Origin of the sequence: Paenibacillus sp. FSL R5-0470, assembly GCF_037975205.1 — a bacterium.
Lineage (GTDB): Bacteria > Bacillota > Bacilli > Paenibacillales > Paenibacillaceae > Paenibacillus_AQ.
In genome coordinates, this window is the sequence record NZ_CP150238.1 from 37,075 (window position 1) to 49,820 (window position 12,746).

Below are 12,746 nucleotides of genomic sequence, written 5' to 3' on the forward strand. Positions count from 1 at the left end.
CAGCCGTAGGAGATTGATCCTACGGTTTTTTTTGAATTTAGCTCAACAAAACATTTAGGAGATTACTACATGACAAATTCTTTTAACGATATATCTGTTCCTTTGTTGCCGACGGAGCGGGTGGATGATTTATTAACGCATGACTTGCGAATTATTCAAAGTGACGAAGTATTTAGCTTTTCTATGGATGCTGTACTGCTTGCGCGTTTCGCCAGCGTTCCGCCTCGTGGGAGAGTCCTGGATCTTTGTACTGGAAATGGTGTAATCCCTATTTTGATGACGACCCGAACTAAAGCTTCTATAGAAGGGATTGAAATTCAGCCCCGTTTAGCGGATATGGCTCGGCGTAGCGTGGCTCTAAATGGGCTACAGGATCAGGTTGTGATCCATGAAGGCGATTTACGTGAGTTATATAAAGTTGCAGGGCATGGCGTATATGATGCAATAACAGTCAATCCTCCTTATATGCCGCTTAACGGCAGTGACCTCAAGCTGAACACTCATCAGGCTATGGCTCGTCATGAAATCGGGTGTACGCTGGAGGAGGTCATTCAAGCCTGTGTGAGACTGGTTCGCACCGGTGGAAAGGTAAGTATGGTTCACAAGCCACAACGATTGGTCGATATTATTAGTCTTATGAGAAAATATAGGCTCGAGCCTAAGATTATTCGCTTTGTACATCCACGTGCGCATCTGGAAGCTAATATGGTATTAATTGAAGCGATACGTGATGGTAAGCCGGAGGTTCGTTTACATCCACCACTCATTGTATATAATGAGGACAATCAATACTGTCCAGAAATTATGGACATCTACTATGGTGCTAAAGAGGGTAAATCATGACAATATCATGCCAAAGCAGTTTTCAGAACAATAACAATACACATAAGCAGGAATCAACAGGTTCACTTTTTTTAGTGGCAACACCCATCGGTAATTTAGAGGATATGACTTATCGTGCTGTCCGCACTTTGCAGGAATGCGATATTATTGCAGCTGAGGATACAAGACAAACTCGGAAATTGTTGAGCCATTTTGAAATTACACCCTCTATGTTGTTCAGTTATCATGAGCATAATAAGGCTGCCAGTGGACCTGAACTTATCCGCTATATAATAGAAGGAAAAAATTTGGCACTCGTCAGCGATGCCGGTTTGCCAGCCATTTCCGACCCTGGTGCAGACCTTGTAGCCCTTGCCATAAGTCACGGTATACCAGTAATTCCTATACCCGGAGCTAACGCAGCTTTGTCAGCATTAATTGCCTCTGGTCTGCCTACGACTACGTTCACTTTTATCGGCTTCTTACCTCGAGAACGTAAAGATATCCGTGCGGTATTAAGTCCACTTCGTTCGGCGCAAGGGACTATACTGTTCTACGAATCTCCACATCGCGTGGTGAAGACACTGGCTCATCTCCATGAAGCATTTGGCAATCGGCGAATTGTGCTTGCTCGTGAACTGACGAAGAGATATGAGGAGTTTCTACGTGGGACGATCGAGGAATGTACGGATTGGCTCGCTGAACATCCACCGCTTGGTGAGTATGTCATTGTCGTTGAAGGCGAGAGCAAGGAAGATGCTGATATGGCGGAATCGGCTTGGTGGCGCCAGTTAAATATTGAAGAACATGTTGCTCATTACGAAGCAGCAGATATGCCGCGTAAAGAAGCTATGAAAAAAGCAGCCTCTGATCGTGGTGTTTCAAAGCGGGATATTTATAACGCACTTCTGGATAAAACGGAGCAGCAGTAAGTGTTATTGACGGATTCTAATTCTAAGAGGCTAACAAGGTGCGGAGGGGTATTACGAAGCTGACGAGATTCTAGCCTGAAGGTGGTTCCCAAAAGGAAGCCCAAGATAGACCAGATTACGGTGAAAACTCGGTTCACTTCGTGCTCTCATCGCATTACCCATCATTATTAGGTGTCATGGGGGGAGTAAATCCTTGTAGACACCTTTTGGGCAGGAAACACTGGTGATTGCAGAAAAAAAATACCTCCCGCGGTCACGGGAGGTCAAGGAGATATGAAAAGGTTAGAATTAACAATTTGATTAGTTCTATTATATACTATTTATTTTAGTTTGTCACAGGGGTAGGGATAGTAGAAATGCATTCATGACAAACTATTTTTCCTTTGAAGTAAGTTACGTTCTCAGCGTTGCCGCAGAAAATGCAGGCAGGCTCATATTTCTTAAGCATAATGCGCTCACCATCAACGTAAATTTCAAGTGCGTCTTTTTCACCAATGCCAAGAGTACGGCGCAATTCAATGGGAATAACTACCCGTCCAAGTTCGTCTACTTTTCTTACAATTCCTGTTGATTTCATCATAACAATCGTTACTCCTCTCAATGTTCCAAAAACGTCATTATTCGACATTGTTCACTGTTTTATGATATTTATAATACCAACGATTCCCAAAACAGTCAACCTTTTTTCATCTGTTGAATAAGTGCTTTTTCACGAAAACTTTGAATTCCCTATAACAATCACGAATTCTAAAAAAAGCGAAAAAATAAACTTTGTCGATTTACCAAGACTAAAAACGTCACTATTCGACAAAGTACGACATAATTACTTATTATATACTTATATTGGTTAAAATCATATTAAATTTAATAAAGGAGTTGATCTCATGAAGCAGCCGCTCACAGAAGAAAAGGTTTTCAAAGATCCGGTTCACAATTATATCCACGTGCAGGATACTATTATTTGGCGACTAATAAATACAAAGGAATTTCAGCGTTTACGCCGAATTCGCCAGCTGGGTACCTCGTATCTTACTTTTCATGGCGCAGAGCATAGTCGATTTTCTCATTCCCTAGGGGTTTACGAAATTACACGTAGAATTATTTCGCAATTTGAACGAAGCGGGTATAAGGATTGGATTCCTGAAGAAAGTCTGCTCACCTTGTGTGCGGCCTTGCTGCATGATCTGGGACATGGTCCATTTTCCCATTCTATAGAAGAGGCTTTTGAAATGAATCATGAGGATTGGACTTGTCGAATTATTCTGGAGGACACAGAGATTACTGAGATCTTGCGTGATGTGGAGGAGGATTTTCCTCGTAAAGTAGCCTCTGTAATCGCTAAAACTTATGAGCACGAAATTGTTGTAAATCTGGTTTCCAGTCCGCTAGATGCTGATCGCATGGATTATTTGCTGCGTGATGCGTACTATACAGGTGTAAATTATGGGACGATCGACATTGATCGGATTTTAAGAATGCTGCGTCCTTATAATGGTCGAATTGTTGTAAAAGAATCGGGAATGCATGCTATTGAAGATTATTTAATGTCGCGTTATCAAATGTACTGGCAAGTCTATTTTCATCCGGTGACACGTAGCTCAGAGATTATTTTGCGACAAATTTTCCGTAGAGCCAAGGAGCTTTTCCAAGAGGGGTACAATTTTAGTTTCATGATTAATCCGCTGGAGGATTTGTTCCGTGGTGAGGTGACAGTGAAGCAATATTTAATGCTAGATGAAGCACTGGTACAGACGGCTTTTATGCAGTGGACGCTTGAGAAAGATGAGCTACTAAGCGACTTGTGTACCCGTTTTATTCATCGTAAACTGTATAAATATGTTGAGGTGGAGAATCTCGATACAGATATGATTACTGAAATTCGCAGCAGTTTTTCGGCAGCGGGACTTCACCCAGAATATGATTTGGAGATTGATTTTCCGACAGATCTGCCCTATGATGTGTTCCGTCCGGGAGAAGCTTTTGACAATAAACAAATTCTGCTGCTTGATCGGCATGATCATCTGCGGGAAATTTCAGAGGTGTCGGATATTGTGCGTTCTATTAGCGGCATTCACCGTGGCAGATATCATCTTTATTTTCCTCAGGATAAGTTGAGAAATGCGCTTACGCGATTGCCTGCTTCTATTGCAGAGATTTTTGCAAAATAATACAAGAAAATATGGGATTTTTGACAAGAAGAGTAGAAATATAAGATATAACGGATAGCTTGAAACTTATATTGTCTTATATTTAAAAAAGAACAAGGAGTGAGGGTTAAAATGTTTCTGTTTGACACACATACGCATCTGGATGCACCTCAATTCGACGAGGATCGCGAAGAAGTTATCGCTCGTGCTGTAGAAGCAGGAGTTAGCAAGATGATTAATATCGGATTTAATCGGGAGACGATTCCCTCAACGATGAAGCTGGCGGAATCTTATGATTATATTTATGCGGCAGTGGGTTGGCATCCTCAGGATGCGATTGATATGAAAGAAGGAGATCTCGATTGGATCGCTTCTCTATGCAGCCATAAAAAAGTAGTGGCTATTGGTGAAATCGGACTGGATTATTACTGGGATACTTCTCCCAAGGATGTGCAACATGAAGTTTTTCGCAAGCAAATTGGACTAGCCCGTGAACTAAATATGCCGATTTGTATTCATGATCGTGATGCACATGAGGATGTTGTACGGATTTTACGGGAGGAAAAAGCAAATGAGGTTGGAGGCGTGATGCACTCGTTCTCAGGAAGCTGGGAAACAGCTAAAATGTGCTTGAATCTTGGTTTTCATTTATCCTTTGGAGGACCCATTACGTTCAAAAATGCAAGAGTGCCAAAAGAAGTGCTTGCGCAGACACCACTAGACCGATTATTGATCGAAACCGATGCTCCATATTTGACTCCACACCCCTTCCGCGGGAAGCGAAATGAGAGCGCTCATGTGAAGCTTGTAGCAGAGGCAGCAGCTGAAATTAAAGGGTTAACATGGGAAGAATTGGCTAAAATAACGTATGCGAACGCACTGGAACGATTTGGGATTGAGTGAAAACGGGAGCAAAACAGGCGAAAAATAGAGAATGGCCGATATATTAAACTTTTTTAATATAAAAACGGCTGAATATTACAATATTTTAACCATATTTTTGCGTAAACGTGGTTGAATCGTCCTTTACAACATGCATCAAAACAGGATATCATCTTTTCAGTGATGTGAGCTGTGTTATAGTGACAGCCATTGATTCATGGATCGTCTCGCTGAGTCTCCGTATGGAGAACGGGGGAACCAATATTGACCTGCCGCATGCCTGTATTTTAAATACGGTTTAGACGTGCCGTAGGACAGTATTTGATTTCTTCACGTGGTCTTTGGGGTGAATTTAAGGGCAACCGCCATGAGCGGGTGACCTGAAATAGGGCGTCTCTCTTTCGTCCGAACCCGACAGCTAACCCCGTAAGCGCAAGTAAGAGAGGCAACCTCGTGCACAAGCATTCTCTATTCTGATATTGGAGAAGCCACGAAAGAGTCCTCAGTTGAACTCTTTTTAGGCTTTTTTATTTTTGAATAAATAGAATGTTGCCCACATACTGTTATATAACAGGGGTGGGAGTAGCTGTGCCGAGCAGGCGATCCATGAGCAGGAGACGCTAAGTTATTACGTGCGTGTCCTGTGACAATCTCAAATAGTTTCGTCAAAGGAATTCAGTCCTCATGATATACAATTGACGACGGGGCTATGTAAGGAGGATGGAGAGAATGGGCGTATTCCAACCAGAAGTATCCCATGATTCGCAGTCATCCAGCAGGTCTTTCGCATTACGGTGGGAGCAAGTAAATACTCGCGTACTTTTACTTGCAGGCGTGATTTCAGTCGCTATCGCGCTACTTATTCTGCTGTACGTACACGGTCAAAGTAACAAACAATTATTTTTAGTAATAGACGGGCAAACACAGACGCTTGAAACGCGGGAAGCGCTTCTTGGTGATGTGTTGGAGAAAGAGCAAATTTCGCTGCAGCCGCATGATGAACTATCTTTAGGTCTGAGTGATGAAATAAAAGACGGTGACCGTGTCGTTATCAATCGTGCGCAGAAAATTAGTCTTACTGCGGATGGAGCAACAAAAACGTTATATACGACCGAGGACACAATTGGTAAAGCAATTGAGAAAATGGGCATTACCCTAGAAGGTCATGATAAGATTTTCCCTTCGTTAGACACCACCATTTCTGCAAACATGGAGGTTAAGATTGTTCGCATCAACAAACAGACCGTACAGCGAACAACTAACTTACCCTTCAGAGTCATCAAGACAGCAGACCCCTCCCTTACTGTGGGAACAGTTAGAGTGGCACAGGCAGGCAAACCAGGCGTCATGATTCAGCATATTGAAAAGATCTACCAAGACGGTGAACTGGCCTCTATGCGCATGATTGGTAAGGAAGTACAAACGGTAACGAAAGATAAGATTATTGCCGTTGGTACCAAAGCACTTCCTAAGCCGGCTGTAGCTAAGACTACAACAACTTCCAAATCAAACACCACTTCAAAAACGGCTAAGGTTAGCGCCAAGACTAATAACGTCACTAGCAAGGCTGGCGTAGACTTTGAGTACAAGAAGATGATTAAGAACGTCTCCATGACAGCTTATTCATCAGAAGAGCCAGGTATTGGTACCAAAACTGCCTCCGGAACACGCGTAACGGAAGGTCGTACAATTGCGGTAGACCCGAATGTAATCCCTATTGGCTGGTGGGTATATATCGAGGGGCTTGGATTCCGCCGAGCAGAAGATACTGGCGGTGCCATTAAAGGCAATAAAGTAGATGTCTATTACGATTCACTGAGCCATGTCCGTAATTTCGGTCGTAAATCGCGTACCGTTTATGTGATTGGACCTGTGAAGCCCGAGTTAAACTAGGCTGAAGCTTTTGCAAATTATTCTTTGATAAGCTATAGTGATGATAACCGTTAAGGAACGCCAGATGATCATTTCGTTGATCGCAGAGCAACCGCTCATCACTTATAAATTCTTTAACCAAAAGAAGAGGAGCGAAACCTCTTCTTTTTTGCTTTTTTTGGAAGGAGTCAAGAGATATGATTAAGGAATTAATTGTCGTTGAAGGTAAGAGTGATACCGTCGCTGTTAAACGCGCTGTAGAAGCAGATACGATCGAAACAGGGGGCTCGGCTGTAGACCGGACCGTAATTGCGAAGATCGCGCTTGCTATGGAGCGTAGAGGAGTGATTATCCTTACTGACCCGGATCACGCGGGTGAACGAATTCGTAAGATTGTGTCCGCAAAGGTGCCGGGCTGTAAGCATGCCTTCATTCCGGAGAAGGACGCAACCCGCAAGGGAGATATTGGTGTGGAGAACGCTTCTCCAGAGGCGATTCGTCATGCGCTGCGGAATGTACATACCTCTTTTGAAGGTGCACCTGCTTTAATTGGACTTGATGATCTAATGGCCGCTGGAATGCTTGTACATCCTCGGGCAGCTGAAAGACGTATGGCACTTGGTAATTTGCTTGGAATCGGATATTGTAATGGCAAGCAGCTGTACAAGCGGCTGGCGATGTTTGGAATTACGCGGGAGGAATTTGCCGGAGCTCTCGCCCAAATTGATCAGGGGGGCATTACTTCATGAGTGGTAGAGAGGAAATTTCGACTCCAAAACGGACGAAAGAAATTATTCAACGTTATGGATTCAAGTTCAAGAAGAGCTTAGGACAGAATTTTTTGATTGATCAAAATATATTGGACAAGATTGTTGACGCTGCTGGGCTAGATAGTGAATCAGGGGCATTGGAAATCGGTCCTGGGATTGGTGCCCTGACGGAGCGTTTGGCGCTAACCGCCGGTGCGGTGACTGCTGTGGAGATCGACCGTAGGCTGATTCCTATTTTAAGGGACGTACTTTCCCCTTATCCGCATGTAAAGGTTCGTAATGATGATGTTCTGAATGTAAATCTGCAGGAGCTGTTCAAAGAAGATTTTGCATCCGTGAACAAGGTAAGCGTAGTTGCCAATCTGCCGTATTATGTAACTACTCCGATTCTGATGAAGCTGCTCGAAGAGAAGCTTCCGCTTGATAACATCGTTGTAATGATTCAGAAAGAGGTTGCGGAGCGTATGGCCGCTTCTCCGGGAGGAAAGGAATACGGGAGCCTTAGCATTGCCGTGCAGTACTACAGCGAGCCTGAGCTCGTCTGCATTGTGCCGCGTACGGTGTTCATTCCTCAACCTAATGTGGAGTCCGCTGTAATCCGTCTAAAGGTAAGAGAGCGTCCACCGGTAGAAGTTGAGAGTGAGAAGCACTTCTTTGAGGTCGTCCAAGCTTCTTTCACACAGCGTCGCAAGACGATTGCTAACAATCTCAAGGCTCGTTACTTCCCGGAAGAGGGACGTGAGCGTCTGGAGGCTTTACTCGCAGAAGCTGGTATTGAACCAACACGTCGTGGAGAAACGTTAAGTCTAGAAGAATACGCCCGATTAAGCGGTGTTCTGTTGGCTGCTGGAATTGAATAAGCTAAAAACATAGCTAGTTATGAACCAACTGAGGCCTTTGCCCATACGATGGGGTAGAGGTGGTGGTTGTAATGAATTTAGGAGACTTGGTCGTTCGCAAATCTTATGGCGGAGATTTGACTTTTCGTGTAGATCATATTGTGCAGGACAGAGCCGTCATTAAAGGCACAGATTTCCGTCTGTTGGCGGATTCTCCTCTGAATGACTTGGTTCAAGTGCCTCCTACCCGAATTACGGAACGAGGACAGCAGGCACAGATTAAAGCGAATGAATCACTGACACAGCTGCGGAAAGACCGACAGGAGCAAAGTCAGCGGAGCGGGAGCGCTCTATCAGAAGGAGCATGGGCTCCATCGCCCAAGGAAGCTGCTTATTTTGAAGTGCCGGGGAAAGTACTGCATCTGGATGGCGATCCAGCGTATTTGAATAAGAGCCTTAGCTTATACGAGCAATTGCGGATCCCTGCTGAAGGTCATCATGTTCATGAGTCCGCAATGGCTGACACTTTATACCGGCTGCTGCCCCGCGTGCGTCCAGATATTGTGGTGATTACCGGTCATGACGGGGTGCTGAAGCAACAGCATACTTACGATCTTCACAGTCTGAGCAGCTATAAAAATTCGCAAAACTTCGTAGCTGCTATTAGGGTAGCTAGGGATTATGAGCGAAATTTTGATGCGTTGACGATTGTTGCAGGTGCTTGTCAGTCACATTTTGAAGCACTGCTGGGGGCAGGGGCGAATTTCGCCAGTTCTCCTGGACGGATATTGATCCATGCCCTAGACCCAGTTTATGTAGCGGCAAAATCGTCGTTCACGCCCATTAGGGATACGGTGAATCTGAGTGAGGTTTTGAACAACACCATTAGTGGTAATCAGGGAATCGGCGGTATTGAGACCCGTGGCAGCTTCCGTATTGGGATGCCGCGTCTGCAGAACCTGTCAGCACTAAAAGTGACACCTTCCGCAATTTAATCGACAGGTACTGGTCTATTTTCAAAGCTAATAGGTAATTTGGAGTGGCCGAATAGAGTAACGCGAAGAAAGGGTGAGCGATAAGCTTAACCCTTTTTTTATATAAGAAAGTATAAGTTTCACGCTATACATTATCCTTATATTTCCCGCATTAACGCTAACCGTCCTTATAGGGACGACGCCAAAGGCGATTATGCTTGTGTGAAATGGTAGTTATCTTTAAAGATCGACAATGTTATTTTTCTTGCATTGTGGTAAACCTATTACAGATAACAAGGCTATTAGTTCGCCTCTGATTCTCCGCAAAAAAATTCCGTTGACAACTAAATATTCATCATCTATAATTATTTATTTGCTTTGACAAACACCTGGGGAAGTTGTATAATGGACAAGAAAAGAGGTGGTCGTCAGGCAATGGCTAATAACGCGCTGTTGGAAATCAAACGCAGTCTCGAAGCTCACGTCGGTCATAAGATCACGTTGCGTGCAAACGGAGGTCGTCGTAAAACCGTAGAACGCACCGGTGTCCTGGAAGAAACGTACCCTTCTGTATTTATTGTCAAACTGGATCAGGAGCAGCAAACATTCAAGCGAGTCTCCTATAGCTATGCCGATATCCTTACTGAATCTGTGGAAATCACAGTATGTGAAGACGATGGGCAGATGCGGATTATGTATATTAAAGCTTAATGTTTCACGGGCAGCTTCCTTTGGAGGCTGTTTTTTATTTGTATCAGAAACGGTTGTCCTTCATAAAGGATGACCGTTTCTTTTTTTGCGTTAATATTCAGTGAATGATCCTTGTTCTAAGCAAGCATACTAATTGAGCAATCGGTTTATCATTTTCTTTCATAAGGGAGGAACTCCGTAATGAGCCGCAGAAAACGAGGCATGATGTCGGAAGAACTAAAGACAGAGTTAGCCAAGGAGCTTGGTTTTTACGAAACGGTGGAACGTGAAGGCTGGGGAGGAATACGGGCGAAGGATGCAGGTAATATGGTGAAAAGAGCGATTCAGCTCGCTGAAGAGGCTGCCCGGAAATCTTAATCTTTAGCGTGTGAACAATTATTTAACGAAAAAGGGTGCGTCTAACTGGCGACACCCTTTTATTATTGGACTTCATTAGAAGTTTTTCATATAATATGTTAAGTTGTTTTTACGGGAAAAGCTGAAGGTGGGTGAACGCCTTGAAAATGTATGAGAAGGCACCAGCTAAAATTAATTTGATGCTGGATGTGCTGCACAAGCGTGCTGACGGTTTTCATGAGGTGGAAATGATTATGACCATGGTAGATCTAGCAGACCGTTTAGAGCTGTCTGAGCTGCCAAGGGATACTATTATAATATCAAGTCAAGCGGGTTATATTCCTCTAGATGAGAAGAACCTGGCCTTTCAAGCGGCTAGGCTTATTAAAGAGCGTTATAACGTGAAGAGTGGTGTACATATCCATCTGGATAAAAGAATACCGGTCGCAGCTGGCCTGGCTGGCGGCAGCAGTGATGCAGCGGCTACCCTACGTGGTCTGAACAGACTGTGGCGCCTAGGTATACCTGCGCAGGAGCTGCAGGAGCTTGGCGCTGAGCTTGGCTCAGATGTGCCTTTCTGCGTTACAGGTGGCACTGCCTTGGCAACAGGTCGTGGCGAGAAGCTGACGCCGATTAAGAATCCTCCGCAATGCTGGGTAGTATTGGCTAAGCCACCTATCAATGTATCGACTGCGGAAGTATACGGACGTGTGCGGAGCAATAATATAGCTGTTCATCCTTCGGCTCGAAAGATGCAGGACGCGATCGAAGCTGGAGATTTTGGGGGCGTGTGTAATCATCTGGGCAATGTGCTTGAGGATGTTACCCTAAAACTGCATCCAGAGGTCCAGCAGCTCAAAGAGGCGATGGTTAAGCTCGGAGCAGACGGAGTATTAATGTCCGGCAGCGGTCCTACAGTGTTCGGTTTAGTGTCCAAGCAGTCTAAAGTAGCAAGAATTTATAATGGACTGCGAGGGTTCTGCAAGGAAGTCTATGCAGTGAGATCACTCAATTAGTATGCTTCTCTTGTGTAAACCCGTACAAAAGTGATATATTTTTCATAAAATATTCGGTTTTGGCGAGGAGCATTCCGTGAAGAAATTAAAAAGAAGCCAACGTTTGGTAGACATGACTCAGTTTTTACTTGAGCGGCCACATGACCTACTGCCGCTGTCTATATTTGCCGATCGGTATGGAGCGGCTAAGTCCTCCATCAGTGAAGATTTGGCAATCATAAAAGAAGTATTTGAAGGTGAGGGCATTGGAGAGCTTCAGACCTTAGCCGGTGCAGCAGGTGGAGTACGTTATATTCCTGTGATGCCTAAAGAAATGGCGCTCTCTTTTGTTAAACGTTTATGTGTGCAGCTGGAACAGACAGATCGGATATTGCCTGGTGGTTATTTGTATATGTCGGACCTGCTTGGACTGCCATCTTTGATGGAGCAAGCTGGGAAGATCATCGCAACGGCCTTTTATGGATCGGAAATCGATGTGGTGATGACAGTAGAAACTAAAGGGATTCCGCTAGCCTATGCAACGGCAGCACAGCTCGGCTTGCCAGTGGTGCTGGTACGACGTGATCATCAGGTTACAGAAGGCTCAGCAGTAAGCATTAATTATGTATCTGGATCACATAAGAGCATACATACCATGTCTCTTTCTAGACGAGCACTCAAGGAGAAATCACGGGTACTCATTGTAGATGACTTTATGAAGGCAGGCGGGACCGTTCGAGGGATGGTTGATTTACTCGGTGAGTTCAATGCCGAAGTTGCTGGAGTGGGTGTGTTGGTCGAATCAGGTGCAGTAGAGACGGAAGAGCGTCTGTTGCATGACTATGTTTCTTTAGTGAAACTAAGCGAGGTAGACTCGAAAGAGCGGCGGATTTCCGCGCATCCGGGTAACTACTTTTCCTCTTGATAGATTGGCGTTTCTTTGTTTTCAAAAAGCGTGGAAATTGTCGAAAACGTAAGGGATATTAAGAAAATCACCCGATGCGTGTCGAAAACAAAAGATCCTAAAAAATATATTTCTTTTTTAGGTATTTTATGGAATCAAAAAGAAGGAATTCGCTTTGCTGTGTGGAATTATACACCAAGTCTCTGATGGAAAAAGGTGGTGAACACACACATGCAAATTACGGATGTCAGACTCCGCCGCGTTAACTCTGAGGGGAGAATGAAAGCAATCGCATCCATTACAATCGATAACGAGTTTGTTGTTCATGACATTCGCGTCATCGATGGTAATAACGGGATGTTTGTTGCAATGCCCAGCAAGCGTACACCGGATGGCGAATTCCGCGATATCGCTCACCCGATCTCTTCGGGAACACGCGAGAAGATTCAATCCGCGGTTCTGGCCGAGTACGATCGCGCCGCTACTGAAGAAGAAGAAGTTATTGAAGAGGGAGCTTAGGCTGCCTCGGAAGACGGCTACCTTTTGGGTGGCGTAGGATCCG

General features: G+C 44.4%; 14 protein-coding genes and 1 riboswitch. Of the genes, 13 read left to right on the plus strand and 1 reads right to left on the minus strand.

Features of this window, described 5'->3' with window-relative positions:
• Positions 1–69 precede the first annotated feature (69 nt).
• Both MKY99_RS00165 and rsmI read left to right on the plus strand, forming a co-directional pair.
• The gene (locus MKY99_RS00165; RefSeq protein WP_042183822.1) at positions 70–843 is read left to right on the plus strand and encodes a tRNA1(Val) (adenine(37)-N6)-methyltransferase; all 774 of its coding nucleotides are present in this window, start codon (positions 70–72) and stop codon (positions 841–843) included.
• Positions 840–1,754 carry a 16S rRNA (cytidine(1402)-2'-O)-methyltransferase gene (gene rsmI, locus MKY99_RS00170; protein ID WP_339268063.1) on the plus strand — a complete coding sequence of 305 codons (915 nt, stop codon included), beginning with the start codon at positions 840–842 and terminating at the stop codon, positions 1,752–1,754. The genes MKY99_RS00165 and rsmI overlap by 4 nt, the downstream gene beginning before the upstream one ends.
• A gap of 325 nt (positions 1,755–2,079) precedes the next feature.
• On the opposite strand, the gene MKY99_RS00175 is transcribed toward rsmI, so the two are convergent.
• Complete coding sequence (locus MKY99_RS00175) at positions 2,080–2,334, minus strand: AbrB/MazE/SpoVT family DNA-binding domain-containing protein (RefSeq protein WP_042123095.1); 255 nt, start codon at positions 2,332–2,334, stop codon at positions 2,080–2,082.
• Between the two features lie 304 nt (positions 2,335–2,638).
• Between MKY99_RS00175 and MKY99_RS00180 the strand changes: the two genes are divergently transcribed.
• The 11 genes from MKY99_RS00180 to spoVG all read left to right on the plus strand — a co-directional run bounded on the left by MKY99_RS00180 (position 2,639) and on the right by spoVG (position 12,703).
• Positions 2,639–3,922 (plus strand): HD domain-containing protein, encoded by a 1,284-nt coding sequence (locus MKY99_RS00180; RefSeq protein WP_339268065.1) that lies wholly within the window; start codon positions 2,639–2,641, stop codon positions 3,920–3,922.
• Positions 3,923–4,033: 111 nt separating this feature from the next.
• Positions 4,034–4,804, plus strand: coding sequence for a TatD family hydrolase (locus tag MKY99_RS00185; protein WP_042183828.1), 771 nt, complete (start codon positions 4,034–4,036; stop codon positions 4,802–4,804).
• A 197-nt stretch (positions 4,805–5,001) separates the two neighbouring features.
• Positions 5,002–5,231: riboswitch (cyclic di-AMP (ydaO/yuaA leader) on the plus strand.
• A gap of 281 nt (positions 5,232–5,512) precedes the next feature.
• On the plus strand, positions 5,513–6,676 hold the full coding sequence (locus MKY99_RS00190; protein WP_149643867.1) for a 3D domain-containing protein: 1,164 nt from the start codon (positions 5,513–5,515) through the stop codon (positions 6,674–6,676).
• A 176-nt stretch (positions 6,677–6,852) separates the two neighbouring features.
• Positions 6,853–7,404, plus strand: coding sequence for a ribonuclease M5 (rnmV, locus tag MKY99_RS00195; protein WP_042183831.1), 552 nt, complete (start codon positions 6,853–6,855; stop codon positions 7,402–7,404).
• Positions 7,401–8,285, plus strand: a complete 885-nt coding sequence (rsmA, locus tag MKY99_RS00200) for a 16S rRNA (adenine(1518)-N(6)/adenine(1519)-N(6))-dimethyltransferase RsmA (protein WP_042183833.1) — start codon at positions 7,401–7,403, stop codon at positions 8,283–8,285. Before rnmV ends, rsmA begins: the two co-directional genes overlap by 4 nt.
• A gap of 71 nt (positions 8,286–8,356) precedes the next feature.
• Positions 8,357–9,259 carry a sporulation peptidase YabG gene (gene yabG, locus MKY99_RS00205; RefSeq protein ID WP_042183835.1) on the plus strand — a complete coding sequence of 301 codons (903 nt, stop codon included), beginning with the start codon at positions 8,357–8,359 and terminating at the stop codon, positions 9,257–9,259.
• Between the two features lie 414 nt (positions 9,260–9,673).
• Complete coding sequence (locus MKY99_RS00210; protein WP_019914493.1) at positions 9,674–9,949, plus strand: Veg family protein; 276 nt, start codon at positions 9,674–9,676, stop codon at positions 9,947–9,949.
• 180 nt (positions 9,950–10,129) lie between these two features.
• Positions 10,130–10,306, plus strand: coding sequence for a small, acid-soluble spore protein, alpha/beta type (locus MKY99_RS00215; RefSeq protein WP_042183837.1), 177 nt, complete (start codon positions 10,130–10,132; stop codon positions 10,304–10,306).
• A gap of 140 nt (positions 10,307–10,446) precedes the next feature.
• The gene (gene ispE / locus MKY99_RS00220; protein WP_042183839.1) at positions 10,447–11,301 is read left to right on the plus strand and encodes a 4-(cytidine 5'-diphospho)-2-C-methyl-D-erythritol kinase; all 855 of its coding nucleotides are present in this window, start codon (positions 10,447–10,449) and stop codon (positions 11,299–11,301) included.
• Between the two features lie 76 nt (positions 11,302–11,377).
• Positions 11,378–12,205, plus strand: a complete 828-nt coding sequence (purR, locus tag MKY99_RS00225) for a pur operon repressor (protein WP_042183840.1) — start codon at positions 11,378–11,380, stop codon at positions 12,203–12,205.
• 210 nt (positions 12,206–12,415) lie between these two features.
• On the plus strand, positions 12,416–12,703 hold the full coding sequence (spoVG, locus tag MKY99_RS00230) for a septation regulator SpoVG (RefSeq protein ID WP_020425826.1): 288 nt from the start codon (positions 12,416–12,418) through the stop codon (positions 12,701–12,703).
• Positions 12,704–12,746: the final 43 nt, after the last annotated feature.

Excerpts from the sequence above, each read along its gene's own strand:
- rsmA (WP_042183833.1), top strand. The coding sequence starts at position 7,401 with ATGAGTGGTAGAGAGGAAATTTCGACTCCAAAACGGACGAAAGAAATT.
- MKY99_RS00210 (WP_019914493.1), top strand. The coding sequence starts at position 9,674 with ATGGCTAATAACGCGCTGTTGGAAATCAAACGCAGTCTCGAAGCTCAC.
- yabG (WP_042183835.1), top strand. The coding sequence starts at position 8,357 with ATGAATTTAGGAGACTTGGTCGTTCGCAAATCTTATGGCGGAGATTTG.
- MKY99_RS00215 (WP_042183837.1), top strand. The coding sequence starts at position 10,130 with ATGAGCCGCAGAAAACGAGGCATGATGTCGGAAGAACTAAAGACAGAG.
- MKY99_RS00165 (WP_042183822.1), top strand. The coding sequence starts at position 70 with ATGACAAATTCTTTTAACGATATATCTGTTCCTTTGTTGCCGACGGAG.
- MKY99_RS00190 (WP_149643867.1), top strand. The coding sequence starts at position 5,513 with ATGGGCGTATTCCAACCAGAAGTATCCCATGATTCGCAGTCATCCAGC.
- spoVG (WP_020425826.1), top strand. The coding sequence starts at position 12,416 with ATGCAAATTACGGATGTCAGACTCCGCCGCGTTAACTCTGAGGGGAGA.
- MKY99_RS00185 (WP_042183828.1), top strand. The coding sequence starts at position 4,034 with ATGTTTCTGTTTGACACACATACGCATCTGGATGCACCTCAATTCGAC.
- rsmI (WP_339268063.1), top strand. The coding sequence starts at position 840 with ATGACAATATCATGCCAAAGCAGTTTTCAGAACAATAACAATACACAT.
- MKY99_RS00180 (WP_339268065.1), top strand. The coding sequence starts at position 2,639 with ATGAAGCAGCCGCTCACAGAAGAAAAGGTTTTCAAAGATCCGGTTCAC.
- rnmV (WP_042183831.1), top strand. The coding sequence starts at position 6,853 with ATGATTAAGGAATTAATTGTCGTTGAAGGTAAGAGTGATACCGTCGCT.
- MKY99_RS00175 (WP_042123095.1), bottom strand. The coding sequence starts at position 2,334 with ATGATGAAATCAACAGGAATTGTAAGAAAAGTAGACGAACTTGGACGG.